Source organism: Couchioplanes caeruleus, assembly GCF_023499255.1.
Lineage (GTDB): Bacteria > Actinomycetota > Actinomycetes > Mycobacteriales > Micromonosporaceae > Actinoplanes > Actinoplanes caeruleus_A.
In genome coordinates, this window is the sequence record NZ_CP092183.1 from 1,549,788 (window position 1) to 1,569,870 (window position 20,083).

Consider the following 20,083-nt stretch of genomic DNA (forward strand, 5'->3'; position numbering starts at 1 on the left):
CTTAGCACTGCTAAGGTGAGGGCGTGAAGGGGCTGACCCGTGAGGTGCTGATCCGTACGGCGTTGCGCCTGCTGGACGAGGTCGGGCTCGACGGGCTCACCGTGCGGAAGCTCGCGGCGGAGCTCGGCGTGCAGTCCCCGGCGCTCTACTGGCACATCCGCACGAAGCAGGAACTGCTCGACGGCATGGCGAACGAGATCATCCTGCGTGCGGGAATGGGGCCGCCGCTCGACGGGGAGAGCTGGCAGGAGTGGCTCCGGCGGCGTGCCCGGGCGTACCGGCAGTCGGTGCTGGCCAGCCGCGACGGGGCCCGGGTCGTCTCGGGAGGCGGTCGCGGCGGTGCCGCCGTGCAGCACTTCGAGGCCGAGCTCGCGGCGATGGTACGGCTCGGCTTCACGCCCGTGCAGGCGCTACGGACGATCACCACGCTGAGCCACTACATCAACGGTCACGTCCTGCAGGAGCAGGCGGTGATCGAGAGTCCCGGCTCTCCGGACCTCAGTGGTCTGCCCACGCTCACCGCCGCGCTGCACGGTGGCAGTCCCGTCGGCGAGGAGGTCTTCGAGCACGGGCTCGACGTCTTCATCGCGGGGACGGAGTCGCGGCTGGCCGCAGCACCCGGGCGGACAGACCCATCACCGCGGTGAGCGCGACCACCAGCACGAACGACACGGTCAGCGACGACAGGTGGGCGATGCCACCGATGATCCCCGGGGCGACCAGGCCGCTGCCGTACGCGATGCCCGCCACGCCCGCCAGGCTGCGCCCCGGATGGTCCCCGATCCGCCCGGCCGTCGCGAAGACCAGCGGCACCACCACGGCGATCCCCACGCCGAGCAGGCCGAAGCCCAGCGCCACGACGAGCACCTGACCGCCCAGCACGACGGTCGCCGCGCCGATGCAGGCGCACAGGGCCGCCAGCCGTACGGTGCTGACCGGCCCCAGGCGGTGGATCACCCGGTCCCCGGCGAACCGGGCCACGGCCATGCTGATCGAGAACACGCTCACGGTCAGCGCGGCCGTGCTGGCCGCGCCGCCGAGCACGTCGCGGATGTACACGGCGGACCAGTCCAGGCCCGCTCCCTCGGCGAACACGGCGCAGAGCGCGACCAGCCCGATCGGCAGCACCGCGCGGGACGGCAGCGCGAACGCCGGTGGGGCGTCGGCCTCCGGCTCGGGCCGGTGCGGCAGGAGCCGGGCGGAGGCCGCCACGGACAGGGCGGCGAGGGCGCTCGCGGTGACGAGGAAGTGCACGCGCGCGTCCAGGCCGGCCCGGGCGGCCAGGGCGGCGACGGCGGAGCCCGCCAGGCCGCCGACGCTCCAGAAGCCGTGGAAGCTGGACATCACCGAGCGGCCGTACCGCTCCTCGATGATCACTGCCTGCGCGTTCATGGCCACGTCGGCGAGGCCGGCCGCGGCGCCGTAGAGGACGAGCAGCGGGCAGAGCAGGTAGATGGTCGTGGGCAGCGACGGCAGCATCAGCGCCGCGCACCACAGCAGGATCAGCGTACGGGTGAGGGCGCGCAGGTCGTACCGGTGCGCGAGGCGGGCGGAGAGCGGCATGGCGAGCAGCGCGCCGATCCCGGGCATGAGCAGCGCGACGCCGAGCCCGCCCGCCCCGATGCCGGCGTGGTCCGCGATCCAGGGCACGCGCGCGGCGAAGGTGCCGGTCACGGCCCCGTGCACGGCGAAGATCACCGAGGTGGCGGCCCGGGCGCGGCGCAGGGTCTGCATGACGCGTCACACTAGTCGCCTACTACCCCCTGGGGGTATATGGTGGTGGCATGACCCGGCAGATCGAGCTCGAGATCGGCGGCATGACGTGCGCCGCCTGCGCCAATCGGATCGAGAAGAAGCTGAACCGGATCGACGGCGTGACCGCCACGGTCAACTACGCGACGGAGAAGGCGCGGGCCACCGTGCCGGCCGGTCTCAGCGCCGCCGACCTCATCGCGGTGGTGGAGAAGACCGGATACACGGCCGCCGAGCCCGCGGCGGAGCCCGAGCCGGAGGCCACGCCCGCCGACCCGCTGCGCACCCGGCTACTGATCTCCGCGGCGCTCACCGTGCCGGTCGTGCTGCTCGCGATGGTCCCCGCCTGGCAGTTCGACTACTGGCAATGGCTCTCGCTCACCCTCGCCGCGCCGGTCGTGGTCTACGGCGGCTGGCCGTTCCACCGCTCCGCGTTCGTGAACCTGCGGCACGGCGCGGCGACCATGGACACGCTGGTCTCCCTCGGCACCCTCGCCGCCTTCCTCTGGTCGCTGTGGGCGCTGTTCCTCGGTGACGCCGGCATGCCCGGGATGACCCACCCCTTCGAGCTGCGCGCCGGCTCCGACGGCGACGCCATCTATCTCGAGGCGGCCGCGGGCGTGACCACGTTCCTGCTGGCCGGGCGCTACGCGGAGGCCCGGGCGAAGCGGCGCGCCGGCGATGCGCTGCGGTCGCTGCTCGAGCTCGGCGCCCGTACGGTCACCCTCCAGGACGGCCGCGAGATCCCGATCGAGCAGCTCAAGGCGGGAGACCTCTTCCTCGTACGGCCGGGCGAGAAGGTCGCCACCGACGGCGTGGTGGCCGACGGGGCCTCCGCGCTCGACCAGAGCCTGATCACCGGGGAGTCCGTACCGGTCGAGGTGACCACCGGCGACACCGTCACCGGCGGCACCGTCAACGCGGGCGGCCGGCTCGTCGTGCGCGCGACCCGGGTCGGCGCCGACACCCAGCTCGCGCAGATGGCCCGGCTGGTCGAGGAGGCGCAGGACGGCAAGGCCGCGGTCCAACGCCTCGCCGACCGGATCTCCGGCGTCTTCGTGCCGGTCGTGATCACCCTGTCCCTCGCGACGCTCGGGTTCTGGCTCGGCACCGGGCGGGGCGCGACGGCGGCGTTCACGGCGGCTGTGGCCGTACTGATCATCGCCTGCCCGTGCGCCCTCGGCCTGGCCACGCCGACGGCCCTGCTGGTCGGCACCGGCCGCGGCGCCCAGCTGGGCATCCTCATCCGCGGCGTGGAGGCGCTCGAGTCCACCCGCCGCATCGACACGATCCTGCTGGACAAGACCGGCACGGTGACCACCGGCGTGATGACCCTCGAGCAGGTCGCCCCCGAGCCCGGCGAGGACCCGGCCGCCCTGCTCCGGCTCGCCGGCGCGGTCGAGGCGGCCTCCGAGCACCCGCTGGGCCGGGCCATCGCCCGGGCCGCGGCCGAGCACGGTCCGCTGCCCGAGGTCGAGGACTTCAGGGCCACGGCGGGCGTGGGCGTCCGCGGCCGGGTGGAGGGCGCTGAGGTCGAGGTCGCGCGCGGCACCGGCGACACCGCCAGGACGTGGGTCGAGGTCCGCGTCGACGGCACGGTCCGCGGCCGCCTGGCCCTGACGGATGCCGTACGCCCGAGCAGCGCGACCGCCATCGCCCGCCTGCGCCGGCTCGGCCTGACCCCGGTGCTGGTCACCGGCGACGCGCAGCCGGTGGCGGAACGGGTCGCGGCCGAGGTCGGCATCACCGAGGTGGTGTCCGGCGTGCTGCCCGCCGGCAAGGTCGACGTGGTCAAGAACCTGCAGGCCGAGGGCCGCTCGGTCGCGATGGTCGGCGACGGCGTGAACGACGCGGCCGCGCTCGCCCAGGCGGATCTCGGCGTGGCGATGGGCGCGGGCACGGACGTGGCGATCGAGGCCTCGGATCTGACCCTCATGCGCGACGATCTGACCGCCGCGGTCGACGCCGTACGGCTGGCCCGCCGCACCATGCACATCATCCGCGGGAACCTGTTCTGGGCGTTCGCCTACAACGTGGCGGCGCTGCCGCTCGCGGCCGCGGGCCTGCTCAACCCGATGATCGCGGGCGCGGCGATGGCGTTGAGCTCGGTGTTCGTGGTGGCGAACAGCCTCCGGCTGCGCCGCTTCGGCCCGGCGGCCTGAACCGGCGGTGCGCGGCCCTGGCGGCGCGTGGCCCTGGCGGCGCGGCTCTCGCGGCGCGTGACCCCCGGTGGTGGGCGGCCCGGCGGGCCGCGGCTCGCTCCTGGCCGGCCGCGCGCTTGGGCGGGGCGACGGAGCGGGCAGTGTGAGCCGGGCGCTTGTTCCCGTCGGTTGCTCCCGAAACCGGCGAGGCGCCCGGCCCACCAGGGCCGCAGCGGAGAAATTCGGACTGGTCCCGAAGTCCGAAGTTCCGCGGCGGCATCCCCAGACCCACCTGCGGACATGACGCTAAGTGGTGATCACCGCACGACGGAAGCGTTGCGTACGGAAAATGACCGTTCGGGCGGACGTCTTTGGGCGACAGACTCGCCCAACGACGCACTATCGGTACGGAAGGTTCCGGTGCGCACCCACGGTGGCGATCAGCCGATCACATTGAGTAAGAGCGGTGCGACTACCCAAGGTGATCAGTCGCGGCGGATCGAATCGATCAGCGCGAGGACCTGGCGCAGCGCGGGCCGCAGCACCCGCAGCCGGGACAGCCCCACGAGCCGGTCCACGAGTGGCACCGCCCCGTCGATCAGCCGCCGGGTGCGCCGCTGGGCGGGGGAGCGGTCGTACACCCAGAAGAGCACGACGCCCATCCAGGCCAGCCACAGCAGCTCGGGCAGCTCCCGGCGCAGCTCCGGATCGATCTTCGCGGACGACCCCTCCACCACCTCCCGGAACAGCGCGATGGCGGCCTCCCGGGCGGGCGACGACTCGCTCGAGAACGGGCTCAGCGGCGACGACGGCTCGGCGGCCGTCTTGAAGAACGTGGCCGCGAACGAGTGGTAAGGCTCGTTCACGTCGATCCCGGCGTGCAGAACCCCGCGCAGCCGGGCGGCGAAGTCCTTCTCGGCGCTCAGCACCGCCGCGGCGGCGACCCGGTGCGCGGCCTGGTTCTGGTCGTAGAACCCCTGGATCAGGTGTTCCTTCGAGTCGAAGTAGTAGTACGCGTTCCCGACCGCGACGCCGGCCTCCTTGGCGATGGCCCGCATGGTGGTCTCGGCGTAGCCGCGCTCCCGGAACAACCGCAGCGCCGTCTCGAGGATCAGCTGCCGGGTCTGCTCTCCCCGCGCCCGCCGCGGCTTGTCCGCGGGTCCCGCGATCTCGCCGGTCCTGTCCGCGCCTCCCGGGGCGCGCCCGCCGGCCGGCCCGCCCTGTCGCGCCTTTCCCGACGGGTGGCCCCCCTTTTCGGAGGCCGGGTCGACCTTTCCCGGGTCCGGGGCCGTCGCCTCTGCCGGCTCCGGGGCCGTCGCCTCCGCCGCGCCGGGCACCTCACCGGCGGCGCGGCGCGGGGTGCCGGCGCCGGGGTCGTCGGCGGCGGAGTCAGCGGCAGCGGTCGTCACACCCGTCACCGTAGTCGTCCGGACGCGTCGCCTGCCGCACGGCGGCCGCCGCCGCGATGACCTGCCGCGCCGTGGGCAGCAGGGCCGGGGTGCTCAGCCGCTCCGCCAGCCCCCGGTAGTCCGCGAGCGCCCACAGACAGGCCAGCCACGCGCCGTCGGAGACGTACACCAGGCCGTTGTCGGCGATGACCGTCAGATCCCGCAACGTCGCGGCCGGGTCGAGCCCCGGGAAGCGCTGCCGGGCCTGCGGCGACCCGGCCGGCACGAACTCCAGCGGTACGAGCTGAGCCCGCCCCGCGAGCCACCGGCGAGCCGTACGGCAGAGCGGGCATCCCTCGTCGTAGAGCACGGTGAGGGCACCGATCCGGCCGGCCCCGAACCCGGCCGGATCGATCTCCACGCTCACGCCGGCGCGGGCGGCGGAACCGGCATGCCCTGCCCGGGCCACGCCATCCCGCCGCCCGCACCCGCCCCGGCGGCCCCCCGACCGCCGGCCCCACCCGGCGCGCCCGCTGCTCCCGGCCCACCCGCCGTGCCGGGTCCGCCCGTCGCTCCCGGTCCACTCGCGGCGCCCGGTCCACTCGCCGGTCCGCCAGCCGTGCCCGGTCCGCCAGCCGTGCCCGGTCCGCCAGCCGTGCCCGGTCCGCCAGCCGTGCCCGGTCCGCCGGGCGCACCGGGTCCATACGGTCCGGCCGGTCCGGCAGCCGTGCCCGGTCCGCTCGGCGCGCCCGGTCCATACGGTCCGGCCGGTCCGCCCGGCGGGAAGAGCGGTCCGCCGCCCGGGCCCATCGGCAGCCGTCCGGCCGGCGGCAGCGGCGGCATCGTCTGCTGCTGGCGGAGCCGCCCGCGCCGGTAGCGGTTGAGGAAGAAGACGTTGAGCACGTGCAGCACGCCCAGGACGAGCAGCACGAAGCCGATCTTGTACGACAGCGTCTCCAGCGCCCGGGCGGCGTCCGGGATGCGGGCGCCGGAGCGCATCGCCACCGCGACATAGCCGAGGTTGAGCAGGTAGAAGCCCATCACGAGCAGGTGGTTGACCGCCTTGGCGAGCCGGCTGTCGGCGAAGACGTCCTCGAGAAAGACGAGGCCGTTGCGGGAGAGGGTCGTCGCGACCCAGATGGTGAGCCCGACGCTGGTCGCCAGGTAGACCAGGTACATCCACACTTTGTGGTCCACGAGCCGCACCCTTCTTTGAACGTGTTCAACAGTGATGCGCTCAGGTTAGACCCGTTGTTGAACGCGTTCAAGTACGGCTAGATGGTGAGGCCGACCACTTCTGCCACGGCTCGGCTGTTGGCGTGCGAGGCGCCGTACGAGGTGATGAACGCCCGCACGCCCACGGGACGCCAGCTCGACGGCCAGCCCATCTCGACGACCGCCACGGGGTGCACCGCCGCGAGGTCCTCGATCAGTGCCCGCGTGGTCTCCGTACGGTGGATGCGCCGGCCGACCACCACGATCGGCCGCGTACCGGCTCGCGCGAGAAGCGCGGCCACCGACAGCCGTTCCGTGGCGTCGAAGTGGGGTGCCAGGCCCCACGGCAGCCGGCCCTCGGCGATGGAGTGCCCGGACTCGAGCTGGACGATCAACGCGTCGGCGAACCCGGCGACCGAACCCTCGACGCGGATGGCGCGGCGGGCGGCGGCGTACCCGACGGTGGTGTCGGGTGGGGCGGGCCGGTGCGGGCGGCGGGTCCAGGCGGCCAGGTCGGCGGTACGGGCCCCGGCCTCCTCCAGCCGGCCGGCGGTGAGGCGCCCGTCGCGTACGGCCGCCACGATCTCCGCCACCACGTGCTCGACCAGCTCCCGGTCCACCCGCGCACCGAGGCACAGGAGGTCCGCGCCCGCCCCGAGGGCCAGGACGGCCGCGGCTCCGATGCCCCCGGCCGCCGCGACGGCGCCGCGCATCTCCAGGGCGTCCGTGACGATCACGCCGGGGAAGGCGTACTCCCGGCGGAGCAGGTCGAGGGCGGTCCGGCTGAACGTGGCCGGGCCGGTGCCGGTCAGCTCCGGGACCCGGATGTGGGCCGTCATGACCGCCCTCACCCCTGCGGCGATCGCGGCCGCGAACGGCGGGAGGTCACGCTCGCGCAGGATCTGGCGCGTCGCGTCGACGGTCGGCAGCGCGAGGTGTGAGTCGGTCGTCGTGGCGCCGTGGCCCGGGAAGTGCTTCGCGCACGCCGCCACCCCCGTCGACTGCAGCCCGGTGACGGCCGCCGCCGCGTGCCTCGCCACGAGCGCCGGGTGGGCGCCGAAGGAGCGCGTACCGATGACGGGGTTGTCGTCCGCCGCGTTCACGTCGACGTCCGGCGCCAGGTCGAGGTTGATGCCGGCCCGGGCCAGGTCCGCGCCGATCGCGGCGTACACCGTCCGCGTCAGATCGGGGTCGTCGACCGCGCCCAGCGCGGCGTTGCCCGGGTACGGGCTGCCGGTGCGGTGCGCGAGGCGCGTGACGTCGCCGCCCTCCTCGTCGATGGCGACGAGCGCGTCCGGCCGTACGGTCCGCAGCCCCGTGGTGAGCCGGCGCAGCTCGGTGGGCTCGCCCACGTTGGTGGCGAAGAGCGTGACCCCCGCCAGGCCCTCGCCGAGCAGCGTGGCCACCCATTCAGGCATGGAATTGCCCGCAAAAGCCGCAAGCAGGGTACGGAGCGCGAGTCGCCGTAGCCCTGGTTCGATCGGCATGGTTTTCTCTTCCTCGGTTGAGCACTGTCCGTGGACCGGGGGAACTGTCATGATCGCTCAATGTCTATCGGACACGCCCCGCAGTCGGCCAGTGAGCTGACCGTTACGCTGCGGGCTGGACGATGCGCGCCGAGACGGTAATAGCAAACAATCCTGACTACTGAGGGACAGAGTTATGGCCGCCACCCGCCTGCCGGGCACCCCCCGGCTGTTGCGCGCGCTCAACGACCGCGCCGCGCTCGAGCTGCTGCTCGCGAAGGGCCCGCTCACCCGGGCGCAGCTCGGCGAGCTGACCGGCCTCAGCAAGGTCACCGCGTCGCAGCTGGTGGAGCGGCTCGAGGAGCGCGGGCTCGTGCGCCGCGTCGGCGAGCAGGCCGGCGGCAGGGGACCCAACGCCCAGCTGTACGCGGTCACTCCCGGTAGTGCCCATGTCATCGGCGTCGAGGTGCTCCCCGACCGGGTGATCGCCGCGTGCGCCGACATCACCGGCGAGATCGTCGGACGCAGCGAACAGTCGACCCAGGACAGCGACGATCCCGTACGCGCCGTGCACGGCGCCGTCATGCAGGCCGCCACCCGGGCCGGCACCGACCTCGACTCGATCCACCGCGTCGTGCTCGGCACCCCCGGCCTGGTCGACCCGAAGACCAGCGAGGTCTCGTTCGCGTTCGACCTGCCCCGCTGGCACCGCGGTCTCCTCGCCGAGCTGCGCAAGGACCTGAGCACGCCGGTCGTGTTCGGCAACGACGTGAACCTCGCCGCGATCGCCGAGCAGCACACCGGCGCGGCCCGCGGGGTCGACGACTTCGTGCTGATCTGGGTCGGCCGGGGCGTCGGCCTCGCCACGGTGATCGACGGCAAGCTGCACCAGGGCAGTACGGGCGCCGCCGGCGAGATCGGCTACCTGCCGGTGGCCGGCGCCGAGGTGCCGCACAACGCCTCCAAGCGCGGGGTGAAGGGCGCGTTCCAGACGCTCGTCGCCTCGGACGCCGCCAAGGCGATCGGCAAGCAGTACGGCTTCGGCGGCAAGGAGTCCGCCGACGTCGTCCGAGCCGCCGTGGCAGCCGGGGAAGCGGGCGGGCCGGTGCTCGACGAGCTGGCCCGGCGGCTGGCGCTCGGCGTGGCGGCGACCTGCGTGGTGCTCGACCCGCCGCTGGTCGTGCTCGCGGGCGAGGTCAGCCAGGCCGGCGGCGCGGCGCTGGCGCAGCGGGTGGAGGCCGAGGTCGCGTCCATCACGCTGGTGTCGCCCCGGGTCGTGATCAGCGAAGTGGCGGTCGAGCCGGTCCTCAACGGCGCGCTGCTGACCGCGCTCGACGCCGTACGCGACGAGGTCTTCGGGTCGACGACCGGATAGGCACGGCACGGTGTCCGGGGCGGTGAGCCGTGCGTGGTTGGATGGACGCGTGCTCGAGGCAGCGACCCCCACACCCCCCGACGACGACACCGTCATCTCCTTCGACCGCGTCAGCGTGATCCGCGGCGGCACCTTCCTGGTGCGCAACCTCTCCTGGCAGGTCGAGCTGGACGAGCGGTGGGTGATCCTCGGCCCCAACGGCGCGGGCAAGACCACCCTGCTCAACCTCGCCTCCGCCCGGCTGCACCCGTCGCGCGGCGTGGCGTGGGTGCTCGGGGAACGGCTGGGACGCACGGACGTCAACGAGCTGCGTACCCGGATCGGCATCACGACCGGGCAGCTGGCCGACCGCGTGCCGCCCACCGAGCGGGTCCTGGACGTGGTCGTCACGGCCGCGTGGTCCGTGGTGGGCCGCTGGCGGGAGAGCTACGACCGGCAGGACGAGGCGCGGGCCCGGGGCCTGCTCGACCAGCTCGGCATGGGCGCGCTGACCGACCGCGAGTTCGGCACGCTGTCCGAGGGCGAGCGCAAGCGCACGCAGATCGCCCGGGCGCTGATGACCGACCCGGAGCTGATGCTGCTCGACGAGCCGACCGCGGGCCTCGACCTCGGCGGCCGCGAGGACCTGCTGGGCCGGCTCAGCGAGCTCGCGGAGGACCCGGACGCGCCGGCGATGGTGCTGGTCACCCATCACGTCGAGGAGATCCCGCCGGGCTTCACCCACGCGATGCTGCTGCGCGAGGGCTCGGTCGTGGCGGCCGGCCTGCTCGGCGAGACGCTGACCGCCGACAACCTGTCCAAGACCTTCGGCCTGCCGCTGGTCGTCCAGCGCACCGGCGACCGGTACACGGCCCGGGCGGCCTGAGGAGCGCAGCATGGCATCGTCGCCCCCGCGGATCGTGGTCGCCGGCAGCGCCAACATGGATCTCGTCGGTCTCGCCGAGCGGCTGCCGCTGCCCGGGGAGACCATCCTGGGCGACGACTTCGTCATGACGCCCGGCGGCAAGGGCGCCAACCAGGCCATCGCGGCCGCCCGCGCCGGCGGCGCCTGCACGATGCTCGGCGCGATCGGCTCGGACGCGTTCGGGGTGACGATCAAGGCGCGGCTCAACGCCTCCGGCGTGGACACCGAGTGCCTGCGGACCAGCTACGGCTCCTCCGGCGTCGCGGTCATCATGGTGGACCGGGCGGGCGAGAACTCGATCATGGTGAGCCCCGGCGCGAACAGCACCTTCGCCGGCCTGAGCGCCGCGGAGACCGCCGTGATCGCCGAGAGCGACGTGCTGCTGTGCCAGCAGGAGATCCCCGGTGAGACGGTGCTCGCGGCGGCACAGGCGGCACGCGAGGGTGGCACCCGCACGATCCTGAACGCCGCGCCGGCCCGGGAGCTGCGGACCGAGCTGCTGGAGGCCGTCGACCTGCTCGTCGTCAACGAGGTCGAGGCGATGGCGATCACCGGCTCCGAGCGGCTCGACATGCCGGGGCTGCTCGCGCTCGTACCGCGCGTGGTGCTCACGATGGGCGGCAGCGGCTCCTGGTACGCCGACCGTGACGGCCGCGACGAGCGCATCCCGGCGTTCCGGGTGGCCGTGGCCGACACCACCGCGGCGGGCGACGCCTTCACCGGCGCGCTGGCGGTCGCCTGGGGCGAGGGTCGCGACCTGCTCGACGCGGTGCGCTGGGCCAACGCCGCCGGGGCGGCGTGCGTCCGCAAGGTCGGCGCGTCCAACTCCCTGCCGTCCCGCGCGGACATCGACGCGCTGTACTACGCCTGATCCCGGCCCGGCTCACTTCAGCGCCGCTGTTTTCGGCCGGACTTACTTCGGCCGGACCCACTTCGGCCGAGCCCACTTCGGCCGGGCTTACTTCGGCCGGGGCTGGGACGCGATTCGCAGGCCCCACAGGATCAGTGGCGCCTGCAGGGGCAGCCGGCCGTACGCGATCGCCCGGCGCAGCGGCGGCGCATGCCGCCAGTCGACCGCCATCTTGACGTTCGCGGGGAACACCGCGGCGAACAGCGCCGCAGCGGCGAGCGCGCCTGCTCGCCGGCTCCGGGGATGCGCGACCGCGGCGGCCACGGCCAGCTCGGCGACGCCGCTCAGATGGGTCCAGGTGCGCGGGCTGCCCGGCAGCGAACGCGGCACGATGCCGTCGAACGGCCGGGGGTGCGCGAAGTGCAGCACGCCGCTGGTCGCCAGGAGGCCCGCCAGCGCGGCGTGGGACCTCACCGGGGCACGGAGTCGTGGTCGAGGGCGCGCTGCAACGCCCGGTAGATGCGGCCGAACCGCTGGGCGTCCTGGGTCTCCAGCAGCAGCGTACGGTCGCCACGGACGTCCGCCCAGATCTCCAGCCGGCGGCTGCCACGGTCGTACGAGCGGTCCACGAACTCGAGCAGCACGTCGGACAGGGGCGCCGCCGCGAGCCCGATCAGGATGCCGCCGCCGATCAGGGCGATCGTGGTGGACGCCGAGGCGTCGATCACCAGGGCGACGACCACCCCGAGCGCGCCGATCAGCAGCGGAGCGATCATCGCGATGCCGAGAACGCCGCGTCCCGCCACCGCGCTCCACTGCCGGCGGCCGCGCGCGTGCCACACCTGCGCGAAGTCGCCGAGCCGGTAGCCGCGTTCGCCGATCCGGACCCCGTCCGACGTGACCAGCACGTCCCGGTCCCGGTAGTAGGTGACCATGGCTCCTCCCTCGTCCCGCATGTTACTTACCCGGGGCGCGCACGCTTACGCTGTCGGGACTGAACGATCGATCGGGAGGCGGCAAGCGGTGGGCGAGTTCGTGAAGCTGGAGATCGGCGACGGCATCGGCACGGTCCGGCTCGGCCGGCCACCGATGAACGCGCTCAACACCCAGGTCCAGGAGGAGCTGCGGGCGGCCGCCCAGGAGGCGGCGGGCTCGGACGAGGTGCGCGCGGTCATCGTGTACGGCGGGGAGAAGGTCTTCGCCGCCGGCGCCGACATCACCGAGTTCACGACGACGACGTTCCAGGAGATGACCGTACGGGCGGCAGCCCTGTCCAGCGCGTTCGACGCGGTGGCGCGCATCCCGAAGCCCGTCGTCGCCGCGATCACCGGCTACGCCCTGGGCGGCGGCTGCGAGCTGGCGCTGGCCTGCGACTGGCGGGTCGTCGCCGAGGACGCCAAGCTGGGCCAGCCGGAGATCAAGCTGGGCATCATCCCGGGCGCGGGCGGCACCCAGCGTCTCGCCCGGCTCGTCGGCCCGGCGCGCGCGAAGGACCTGGTCTTCTCGGGCCGGATGGTGGACGCGGAGGAGGCGCTGCGCATCGGCCTCGCCGACCGCGTGGTCCCGGCCGCCGACGTGTACACCGCCGCCGTCGAGCTCGTGAAGCCGTACGTGACGGGCCCGGCGATGGCGTTGCGCGCGGCCAAGCAGGCGATCGACGGGGGGCTGAGCATGGATCTGGCGTCGGGGCTGGCGCTGGAGAGCCACCTGTTCGCGGGGCTGTTCGCCACGGACGACCGGATCGAGGGGACGACGGCCTTCGTGGAGAAGCGCAAGCCGAAGTTCACCGGCCGCTGAATCGCGTAAGCGGGCGGTTTCCGCAGCCCCCGAGTGCCGGACACGCCCGGTGGGATCTCGCGGATATCGATCTGTTGCCATAAAGTTCCGGTCTGTGACGATGCCCGGGCTGCGCGCGACGTCGGTGCGCCGCACCGTGATCGTCGCGGTGGCGCTCGTCACCGGCCAGGCCCTGCTCGGCGCGGTCATCGGGTTCATGACGTTCGACCGCGCCGACGAGGCCCCGGCTCCCGCGCGCGCCGCGGAACCGGCCGTCGCGCCGCCGATCGTCGTACCGCCGGCGAGCATGCCCGCGCCCACGGAGGCGTCACGGCCACCGCGGAAGCGCGCGGTCGCCGACGCCTCGAGTGGCACCCGGGGGCCCGGCCGTGCCTCGTCGGCGAGCGCGAGGACCGTCACGGAGCCGCCGGCCGCCCCGGCTGCGCCGCAGCTCAGGACCACCGTGCCGACGCCGCCGCCCTCGTCGGGCCCGCCCCCGCCGGCCCCGCCCGCGCCCGGGCTCGTGCCCTCGCCCGACGTGGACGAGCCGGAGGACCCGCCGGTCGTACGGGAGCCGTGCGAGGACGAGGGCGCGACGGGCCGTACGGATGACGGCAAGGTGGTGCGGTGCGAGCGCGGCCGTGACGGCAAGCTGCGGTGGCGGCCGGTCTGACCGCGCTTCCGCCCTGATCAACTAGTACGCGCGAGCGCCTACACTGACGCGCATGTCCATCGACCAGGGTCGGCACCGCCTCGGCGTCGACTTCGGCACCTCGAACACCGTCGCGGTCGCCCGGTGGCCCGACGGCCGGGCCCGCCCGATCCTCGTCGACGGCTCCCCGCTGCTGCCCTCCGCCGTGTACGCCCAGCCCGACGGCCTGCTCGTGGTCGGCCGCGACGCGGTGCACAGCGCGCGGCGGGACCCGGCCCGGTTCGAACCGAACCCGAAGCGCCACATCGACGACGGCCTCGTGCTCCTCGGCGACCGGGAGTTCCCGGTGGTCGACCTGGTGGCGGCCGTGCTCGTCCGGGTGGCCGAGGAGTGGCACCGCGCGGTCGGCCCGGTACGCCCCGAAGTGACCTTGACCTGCCCCGCCACCTGGGGCGCCACCCGCCGCAGCCTGCTCGCCGAGGCGGCCGCCCGCGCGGGTCTGGAGGGCGCGCGCCTGGTCGCCGAGCCGGTCGCCGCCGCCACGTACTTCGCCGACGTGCTGGGCCGCGACGTACCCATCGGCTCGGTCGTGGTGGTGCACGACTTCGGCGCCGGCACCTTCGACGCGAGCGTGGTCGCCCGTACGGCCGAGGGTTTCGAGGTCCTGGCCGTCGACGGCCGTGACGACGTCGGCGGGCTCGACGTCGACGCGGCGATCGTCGACCACCTCGGCGAGCTCTGCGCGGCGCAGGACCCGGACGCCTGGCGGCGGCTCACCGAGCCGGAGACGCTGGAGGACCGGCGCGCCCAGCGGCAGCTGTGGGACGACGCCCGGATCGCGAAGGAGCGGCTGTCGCGCACCCAGTCGGCGGACGTGATGGTGCCGCTGCTGGACGCCGAGATGCACGTGACCCGCGACGAGCTGGAGGAGCTGGCGCGCCCGGTCCTCGAGCAGACCGTACGCGTCACCCGGGACCTGCTGCGCTGGGCCGACCTGCCGGACGGGCGCCTGGCCGGCGTGTTCCTGGTCGGCGGCGCGAGCCGGATCCCGCTGGTGGCGACGCTGTTGCACCGCGAGCTGGGCGAGGCGCCGGTCGCGATCGAGCAGCCGGAGCTGGTGGTCGCCGAGGGCAGCATCCTGGCGGACGCCGCCCTGCTGGCGACGGAACCCGCGGCGCCCGGCCCGACGGCCGAGCTGCGGCTGGTCTCGCGGGGTGATCGCGTACGCGTGCAGCCCACGAGCCCGCCCGCCCCGCCTTCTCCGCCGCCTCCGGTTTCCGTGGACGACATGGAGACCGTCCCCACCGCGCGGCGTGACGTCACGGGCGCGTTCCCGCCGGCGGTCGACCCGTGGCCGGACGCGCCGCAGCACTGGGCTCCCGACCCGGACGCCACGGTCGCCGCTCCCAACCCCGTGGCGTCGCTGCCCGGCCCGGCCGTCCACCCCGGCCGCTCGCTGCCGACGGATCCTCCGGGCACGTCCTCGGCGCCGCCGCGGAAGGTGTCGTCCCGCCCGGTCTCCCCGGCGGCGGCTGCGACGTCCCGGTCCGCTTCCGGCTCCCGGTCCCGGCCCGTCTCCGGGTCCGGGTCGGTTGCCGGGTCCGGGTCCACGTCCGGGTCCGTTTTCGGGTCGTCGCCGGCTGCCGGGGCTGCGCGGCCTGCCACGGGAGCGCGCCCGGCGGCAGGTGTGGCACGGCCCGCGGCCGGGGCGGCCAGGCCGGTCAGCGGCGCCCGGCCGTCCGGCACGGCGCGGCCCACCGCCACCGCGCGGTGGGACGGTCCGGAGGCGGCGCCCGCTGCCCGGGTCCGCCGGCGTACGGGCCGCGGCCTGCGCGCGATCCAGCTGTTGCTGAGCGTCGTGCTGCTGGTCAGCGCACCCGTGGCCGCGATGCTCGTCGCGTACAGCATCACCACGGGCGTACCGGTGGAGTCCACCGTGCGCCTGATCGTCAACGACATCCAGCGCTTCGTAGGGTGAGTCTCGTTCACGTTTTCTCATGCGCCGGGTAGCGTGCTGGGCATCACCGACACGGCTGGAGCGGGCATGACGGACACGATCGAGGGGCACGGCGGGGAGCTGGCGCTGGCGGCGCTGCGGGCGTACGGGGTGACGGAGATGTTCACCCTCTCCGGCGGCCACGTCTTCCCGATCTACGACGCCGCGCACAAGAGCGACTTCCCCATCTACGACGTACGCCACGAGCAGTCCGCCGTGTTCGCCGCCGAGGCGGTGGCCAAGCTGCAGCGCCGCCCCGGCCTCGCCGTGCTCACCGCCGGGCCCGGCGTCACCAACGGCATCTCCGGCCTGACCAGCGCGTTCTTCAACGCCTCGCCGGTGCTGGTGATGGGCGGCAGGGCGCCGGCGTTCCGCTGGGGTTCCGGCAGCCTGCAGGAGATCGACCACGTGCCGCTGGTCGCGCCGGTCACCAAGTACGCGGCGACGGTCACCGCCACCGACGAGATCCCCGCCGAGATCGGCCGCGCCCTCACAGCGGCGCTGACCGCCCACCGCGGCCCCGCATTCCTCGACCTCCCCCTCGAGGTGCTGTTCTCCAGCGAGGACGTCCCGGCGCCCGGCGCCCCCGACGTACCCGTGATCGAGGCCGACCCGGACGAGGTCGCCCGCGCCGCGGCCCTGCTCGCCGAGGCCGAGCGCCCGGTCATCATCGCCGGATCGGACGTCTGGGGCGGCAACGCGGTCGACGAGCTGCGCGCGGCCGCCGAGGCCCTGCAGATCCCGGTCTTCACCAACGGCATGGGCCGCGGCGCGCTGCCGCCGGGCCACCCGCTCGGCTTCGCGAAGGCCCGCCGCCCCGCCCTCGGCGAGGCCGACGTCGTCGCGGTCATCGGCACCCCGCTCGACTTCCGCCTCAACTTCGGCGAGTTCGACCCCGCGCAGGTCATCCACATCGTCGACGCCCCCGGCCAGCGCGCCGGCCACGTCCAGGCGGCCGTCTCACCGGCCGGCGACCTGCGCCGGATCCTCGCCGCGATCGCGAACCACACCGGCAAGCGCACCGACCACGCCGAATGGATCAACGGCCTGCGGGCCGCCGAGGATGCCGGCAAGGCCCGCGACGCCGAGGCCATGGCCGCCGAGAGCGACCCCATCAAACCCGCCCGCGTGTACGGGGAACTGCGCAAGGTCCTGGCCCCCGACGCGGTCACCATCGGCGACGGCGGCGACTTCGTCTCGTACGCGGGCCGCTACCTCGAGCCCGCCCAGCCCGGCACCTGGCTCGACCCGGGCCCGTACGGCTGCCTCGGCACCGGCATGGGCTACGCGATGGGCGCCAGGGTGACGTACCCGGACCGCCAGATCTGCGTCCTCATGGGCGACGGCGCGGCGGGATTCTCCCTGATGGACGCGGAGTCGCTGGTCCGCCAGAACCTCCCGGTCGTGATCGTCGTCGGCAACAACGGGATCTGGGGCCTCGAGAAGCACCCGATGCGCGCCATGTACGGCTACGACGTGGCGGCGGACCTCCAGCCGGGCCTCCGCTACGACGACGTGGTGAAGGCGCTCGGCGGGGCGGGCGAGACGGTCGAGAAGCCGGCGGACCTGGGCGCGGCACTGACCCGGGCATTCGACTCGGGCGTGCCGTACCTGGTGAACGTCCTGACCGACCCGGAGGACGCGTACCCGCGCTCGTCCAACCTGGCGTAAGGGCTGCCCGCCGCTGCTCTTGTGGGGGAGGGCGGGTGCACGGTGTAGCGGCCGGTTGCCGCAGCCCAGCGGGCGTAGCGGCCTGCTGCCGTTCCCGTCCTCGTCCGCCCAGCGGCGCCCGTCCTCGTCGGCGCAGCGGAACCGGTCGTCGTCGGCGCGGGGATGGCTGCCCTCTCCTCGTCGGCGCAGCGGTACCCCTCGTCGTCGGCGCAGCGGTACCCCTTGTCGTCGGCGCGGGATGCCCGTCCTTTCCTCGTCAGCGCAGCGGTACCGGTCGTCGCCGGCGCAGCGTCCCGGTCGTCGTCGGCGCGGGGGTGCCCGTCCTTTCCTCGCAGCGGTACCGGTCGTCGCCGGCGCAGCGCGGCCCCGGTTGTTCTGGTCCTGAAGCTTGCGGGGGGCTCAGCTAGTTCTCGTCGTTCTTCTCCAGATCGCGCTCCCACTGCGCCAGCAGCTCCCGGTCGCGCCGGGACTGCTCGGTGTCCATCGAGCGGAGGAAGTCGGGGTCGTCGTCCGGTGAGGCCGGGCGCGGCCCCGGTCGGCGGCGGACCGGGCTGCCCTCGTGCGGGGATGGCAACGGGCGGCCCCAGAGGAAGTAGGCGAGCGGGCCCGCCAGCGGAATGAAGAGGATCACGAGGACCCACAGGGCGCGCGGCATGTTGCGAACCCGATCGGCTGACAGCGAGCTGATCAACGCGAGCACGAGGAGCACCAGCTGCACCGCAGCCAGGAAGACGAACATCCGGACCATGAGGCAATGATGACGCGCCGTACGCGGAACGGCGACGATCAGAGCATGACAAGCGCCGTGCCGAGCACCGCGAACCCGGCGGTGATCACGGCGAAGGCGGCGATGGTGCGCCGGCCGGGCACCGGTGGCCAGGCCCGCAGCCCCCGCGACCGCCGGTAGGCGAGCGCCACGCAAGCAGCCCAGCCCGCCATCACGAGAGCCGCGACGAGAAAAACCCCGACGCCGGCGCCCGGCGCGAAAGCAGGCCGTGCGGCAAGCAGAGCCACGGCAGCGGCCGACAACCCGGTACGCCGCCAAGCAAGCCGCGTCCGCTCAGCGGCGGCACCGGGATCCCGATGACCCGGCGCCGAGCTGCTGGTCCGACCCTCACTCACCCCGCGACTCCCGCGCACACAGCGCAGCCCTCGCGCGCAGAGGTGCCTCTGCGGCGCGGACGGGAGGGCCCCGCCGGCGTCCGAGGGCGCCGGGCAGAGGCACCTGCGTTAGCTGGAGTGCCTAGGTTCGCCGACGTGGCTCCCCTCGCTGGAGTGCCTGCGTTAGCTGGAGTGCCTGCGTTAGCCGGGGTGGCTCCGTTCGCTGGAGTGCCTGCGTTCGCTGGAGTGCCTGCGTTAGCCGGAGTGCCTGCGTTCGCTGAAGTGGCTCGTCTCGCTGGAGTGCCCAAATTTGCTGGAGCGGCGCCGCCCGCTGAAGTCCCCGCGGTCGCTGGGCTGCCTCCGCCCGTGCAGGTGCCTCCGTTCGCAGAGCGGCCTTCGGTCATTGCACGGCCTTGATGATGACCGCCATCACCAGGAGGAGCGCGCCCGCCGCCACGAAGAGGGCGAGGATCGCCGGGAAGCGGGACTTGGGCAGGTCGGTGCCGAGACGCATGGCCTTCTCCGTACGCGCCCAGTGGTCGACCGCCCGTACCGCGACGACACCGCCCAGGAGCAGGAGCGCGACCGCGATGATCTCGCGCAGGTGCTCGATCGGCAGGGGCGGCAGGAACTGGGCGCACGCCAGCCCGCCCGCCAGCAGCGCGAGCGCCGTACGGATCCAGGCCAGGAAGGTGCGTTCGTTGGCCAGGGAGAACCGGTAATCCGGCTTCTCGCCGACCATCGGGGTCTTCTGCGGGTTGAACCACTGGTCGAGCACGCTGTCGATTATTGATCGGCGAGGTGAACAATCGGCTCACGGGCCGCAGCCGCCGTCCCGGCCCGGGGTGGGGGAGGATGGTCATGAGGCGGGCGACGCGGTCACGGGTGAGCTGTGTCACCGTCGGTGGCGGGCACCGTAAAGCTACCGGCGGGTAACATCCCCGTAGGAACCGTGAAACCGGCTGCAGGCGTGCGTCCATAAACAGGAGGGTCGTCGAAGCGCGATGAACATCGTCGTACTGGTCAAGCAGGTGCCCGACTCCGGTGCCGAGCGCACTCTGAGTGCGGGCGACAAGACCGTCGAGCGCGGCTCGGCGAGCAACGTCATCAACGAGATGGACGAGTACGCCATCGAGGAAGCGCTGAAGATCAAGGAAGCGCACGGCGGTGAGGTGACCGTCCTGACGATGGGCCCGGCCGGCGCGACCGAGTCGATCCGCAAGGCGCTCTCCATGGGCCCCGACAAGGCGGTCCACGTGACCGACGACGCGCTGCACGGCTCGTGCGCCGTCGCCACGTCCAAGGTCCTGGCCGCCGCGCTGGGCACGCTCAACGCCGACCTGATCCTCTGCGGAGCCGAGTCGACCGACGGCCGCGTGCAGGTCATGCCGCACATGCTGGCCGAGCGGCTGGGCATCGCCGCGCTCACCGGCGCCCGCAAGCTCACCGTCGACGGCGCCCAGCTGACCGCCGAGCGTCAGACCGACGAGGGCTACGAGGTCGTCACCGCGTCCACGCCCGCCGTGGTCAGCGTGTGGGACACCATCAACGAGCCCCGGTACCCGTCCTTCAAGGGCATCATGGCGGCCAAGAAGAAGCCGGTGCAGAGCCTCTCCCTCGCGGACCTGGGCGTCAGCCCGGACGAGGTCGGCTTCGCGGGCGCCACCTCCGCCGTGGTCGAGTTCGCCAAGCGCCCGCCGCGCAGCGCCGGCACCAAGGTCACCGACGAGGGCAACGGCGGCGTGCAGCTGGTCGAGTTCCTCGCCACCGAGAAGTTCGTCTGAGAGGGGTCCACC

The 20,083-nt window shown here is 73.8% G+C and carries 20 protein-coding genes and 1 pseudogene; 10 read left to right on the forward strand and 11 right to left on the reverse strand.

Going from position 1 to position 20,083, the window contains the following annotated elements:
* The first annotated feature begins 23 nt into the window (after positions 1-23).
* Entirely contained in the window at positions 24-647 is a 624-nt protein-coding gene (locus COUCH_RS07380; protein ID WP_249611343.1) for a TetR/AcrR family transcriptional regulator C-terminal domain-containing protein, read from the forward strand.
* Here COUCH_RS07380 and COUCH_RS07385 read toward each other — a convergent pair.
* Positions 583-1,734, reverse strand: coding sequence for an MFS transporter (locus COUCH_RS07385; protein WP_249611344.1), 1,152 nt, complete (start codon positions 1,732-1,734; stop codon positions 583-585). The genes COUCH_RS07380 and COUCH_RS07385 overlap by 65 nt on opposite strands.
* 50 nt (positions 1,735-1,784) lie before the next feature.
* Here COUCH_RS07385 and COUCH_RS07390 point away from each other — a divergent pair, with 50 nt between their 5' ends.
* Complete coding sequence (locus COUCH_RS07390) at positions 1,785-3,914, forward strand: heavy metal translocating P-type ATPase (protein WP_249611345.1); 2,130 nt, start codon at positions 1,785-1,787, stop codon at positions 3,912-3,914.
* 464 nt (positions 3,915-4,378) lie between these two features.
* Here COUCH_RS07390 and COUCH_RS07395 read toward each other — a convergent pair whose 3' ends face one another.
* The 4 genes from COUCH_RS07395 to COUCH_RS07410 form a co-directional block, all read right to left on the reverse strand.
* Positions 4,379-5,302, reverse strand: coding sequence for a TetR family transcriptional regulator (locus COUCH_RS07395; RefSeq protein ID WP_249611346.1), 924 nt, complete (start codon positions 5,300-5,302; stop codon positions 4,379-4,381).
* The gene (locus tag COUCH_RS07400; RefSeq protein WP_249611347.1) at positions 5,283-5,708 is read right to left on the reverse strand and encodes a thiol-disulfide oxidoreductase DCC family protein; all 426 of its coding nucleotides are present in this window, start codon (positions 5,706-5,708) and stop codon (positions 5,283-5,285) included. The genes COUCH_RS07395 and COUCH_RS07400 overlap by 20 nt, the downstream gene beginning before the upstream one ends.
* Positions 5,705-6,478 (reverse strand): hypothetical protein, encoded by a 774-nt coding sequence (locus COUCH_RS07405; RefSeq protein ID WP_249611348.1) that lies wholly within the window; start codon positions 6,476-6,478, stop codon positions 5,705-5,707. The genes COUCH_RS07400 and COUCH_RS07405 overlap by 4 nt, the downstream gene beginning before the upstream one ends.
* Before the next feature lie 77 nt (positions 6,479-6,555).
* Positions 6,556-7,983: a glycoside hydrolase family 3 N-terminal domain-containing protein gene (locus COUCH_RS07410; RefSeq protein ID WP_249611349.1), complete on the reverse strand. Its 1,428-nt coding sequence runs from the start codon at positions 7,981-7,983 to the stop codon at positions 6,556-6,558.
* A gap of 175 nt (positions 7,984-8,158) precedes the next feature.
* Here COUCH_RS07410 and COUCH_RS07415 point away from each other — a divergent pair, with 175 nt between their 5' ends.
* Genes COUCH_RS07415 through COUCH_RS07425 form a run of 3 tightly spaced genes read left to right on the forward strand, consistent with a single transcriptional unit; the run spans position 8,159 to position 11,112 of the window.
* Positions 8,159-9,337: an ROK family transcriptional regulator gene (locus COUCH_RS07415; protein WP_249611350.1), complete on the forward strand. Its 1,179-nt coding sequence runs from the start codon at positions 8,159-8,161 to the stop codon at positions 9,335-9,337.
* Positions 9,338-9,386: 49 nt separating this feature from the next.
* Positions 9,387-10,202 carry an ABC transporter ATP-binding protein gene (locus COUCH_RS07420; RefSeq protein ID WP_249611351.1) on the forward strand — a complete coding sequence of 272 codons (816 nt, stop codon included), beginning with the start codon at positions 9,387-9,389 and terminating at the stop codon, positions 10,200-10,202.
* A gap of 10 nt (positions 10,203-10,212) precedes the next feature.
* Entirely contained in the window at positions 10,213-11,112 is a 900-nt protein-coding gene (locus tag COUCH_RS07425; protein ID WP_249611352.1) for a ribokinase, read from the forward strand.
* An 87-nt stretch (positions 11,113-11,199) separates the two neighbouring features.
* Here COUCH_RS07425 and COUCH_RS07430 read toward each other — a convergent pair whose 3' ends face one another.
* Together COUCH_RS07430 and COUCH_RS07435 are read right to left on the reverse strand one after the other, a co-directional pair.
* Complete coding sequence (locus COUCH_RS07430; RefSeq protein WP_249611353.1) at positions 11,200-11,565, reverse strand: DoxX family protein; 366 nt, start codon at positions 11,563-11,565, stop codon at positions 11,200-11,202.
* Positions 11,562-12,026 (reverse strand): DUF6232 family protein, encoded by a 465-nt coding sequence (locus COUCH_RS07435; RefSeq protein WP_249611354.1) that lies wholly within the window; start codon positions 12,024-12,026, stop codon positions 11,562-11,564. Before COUCH_RS07435 ends, COUCH_RS07430 begins: the two co-directional genes overlap by 4 nt.
* Before the next feature lie 88 nt (positions 12,027-12,114).
* Between COUCH_RS07435 and COUCH_RS07440 the strand changes: the two genes are divergently transcribed.
* The 4 genes from COUCH_RS07440 to COUCH_RS07460 all read left to right on the forward strand — a co-directional run bounded on the left by COUCH_RS07440 (position 12,115) and on the right by COUCH_RS07460 (position 17,186).
* On the forward strand, positions 12,115-12,888 hold the full coding sequence (locus COUCH_RS07440; protein WP_249611355.1) for an enoyl-CoA hydratase/isomerase family protein: 774 nt from the start codon (positions 12,115-12,117) through the stop codon (positions 12,886-12,888).
* Between the two features lie 94 nt (positions 12,889-12,982).
* Positions 12,983-13,540 (forward strand): hypothetical protein, encoded by a 558-nt coding sequence (locus tag COUCH_RS07445; RefSeq protein ID WP_249611356.1) that lies wholly within the window; start codon positions 12,983-12,985, stop codon positions 13,538-13,540.
* Between the two features lie 52 nt (positions 13,541-13,592).
* Positions 13,593-15,497, forward strand: coding sequence for an Hsp70 family protein (locus COUCH_RS38825; RefSeq protein WP_275980075.1), 1,905 nt, complete (start codon positions 13,593-13,595; stop codon positions 15,495-15,497).
* Positions 15,498-15,563: 66 nt separating this feature from the next.
* Complete coding sequence (locus COUCH_RS07460; protein WP_249611357.1) at positions 15,564-17,186, forward strand: acetolactate synthase; 1,623 nt, start codon at positions 15,564-15,566, stop codon at positions 17,184-17,186.
* A gap of 403 nt (positions 17,187-17,589) precedes the next feature.
* Here the strand turns inward: COUCH_RS07460 and COUCH_RS07465 are convergent, their stop codons facing one another.
* The 4 genes and pseudogenes from COUCH_RS07465 to COUCH_RS07475 form a co-directional block, all read right to left on the reverse strand.
* Positions 17,590-17,934 carry a PLD nuclease N-terminal domain-containing protein gene (locus COUCH_RS07465; protein ID WP_249611358.1) on the reverse strand — a complete coding sequence of 115 codons (345 nt, stop codon included), beginning with the start codon at positions 17,932-17,934 and terminating at the stop codon, positions 17,590-17,592.
* Positions 17,935-17,972: 38 nt separating this feature from the next.
* Positions 17,973-18,104 (reverse strand): hypothetical protein, encoded by a 132-nt coding sequence (locus COUCH_RS39125; RefSeq protein ID WP_430641026.1) that lies wholly within the window; start codon positions 18,102-18,104, stop codon positions 17,973-17,975.
* 33 nt (positions 18,105-18,137) lie between these two features.
* A pseudogene (locus tag COUCH_RS39130) lies at positions 18,138-18,326 on the reverse strand (DUF202 domain-containing protein); the annotation flags it as partial.
* 361 nt (positions 18,327-18,687) lie between these two features.
* Positions 18,688-19,029, reverse strand: coding sequence for a YidH family protein (locus COUCH_RS07475; protein ID WP_249613607.1), 342 nt, complete (start codon positions 19,027-19,029; stop codon positions 18,688-18,690).
* Between the two features lie 262 nt (positions 19,030-19,291).
* On the opposite strand from COUCH_RS07475, the gene COUCH_RS07480 reads away from it, so the two are divergent.
* On the forward strand, positions 19,292-20,071 hold the full coding sequence (locus tag COUCH_RS07480; RefSeq protein WP_249611359.1) for an electron transfer flavoprotein subunit beta/FixA family protein: 780 nt from the start codon (positions 19,292-19,294) through the stop codon (positions 20,069-20,071).
* Positions 20,072-20,083: the final 12 nt, after the last annotated feature.

Bases quoted from the DNA above. Each gene is read 5' to 3' on its own strand.
- COUCH_RS07385 (WP_249611344.1), bottom strand. From the start codon at position 1,734: ATGCAGACCCTGCGCCGCGCCCGGGCCGCCACCTCGGTGATCTTCGCC.
- COUCH_RS07390 (WP_249611345.1), top strand. From the start codon at position 1,785: ATGACCCGGCAGATCGAGCTCGAGATCGGCGGCATGACGTGCGCCGCC.
- COUCH_RS07410 (WP_249611349.1), bottom strand. From the start codon at position 7,983: ATGCCGATCGAACCAGGGCTACGGCGACTCGCGCTCCGTACCCTGCTT.
- COUCH_RS07415 (WP_249611350.1), top strand. From the start codon at position 8,159: ATGGCCGCCACCCGCCTGCCGGGCACCCCCCGGCTGTTGCGCGCGCTC.
- COUCH_RS07425 (WP_249611352.1), top strand. From the start codon at position 10,213: ATGGCATCGTCGCCCCCGCGGATCGTGGTCGCCGGCAGCGCCAACATG.
- COUCH_RS07435 (WP_249611354.1), bottom strand. From the start codon at position 12,026: ATGGTCACCTACTACCGGGACCGGGACGTGCTGGTCACGTCGGACGGG.
- COUCH_RS38825 (WP_275980075.1), top strand. From the start codon at position 13,593: ATGTCCATCGACCAGGGTCGGCACCGCCTCGGCGTCGACTTCGGCACC.
- COUCH_RS07460 (WP_249611357.1), top strand. From the start codon at position 15,564: ATGACGGACACGATCGAGGGGCACGGCGGGGAGCTGGCGCTGGCGGCG.
- COUCH_RS07465 (WP_249611358.1), bottom strand. From the start codon at position 17,934: ATGGTCCGGATGTTCGTCTTCCTGGCTGCGGTGCAGCTGGTGCTCCTC.
- COUCH_RS07475 (WP_249613607.1), bottom strand. From the start codon at position 19,029: ATGGTCGGCGAGAAGCCGGATTACCGGTTCTCCCTGGCCAACGAACGC.
- COUCH_RS07480 (WP_249611359.1), top strand. From the start codon at position 19,292: ATGAACATCGTCGTACTGGTCAAGCAGGTGCCCGACTCCGGTGCCGAG.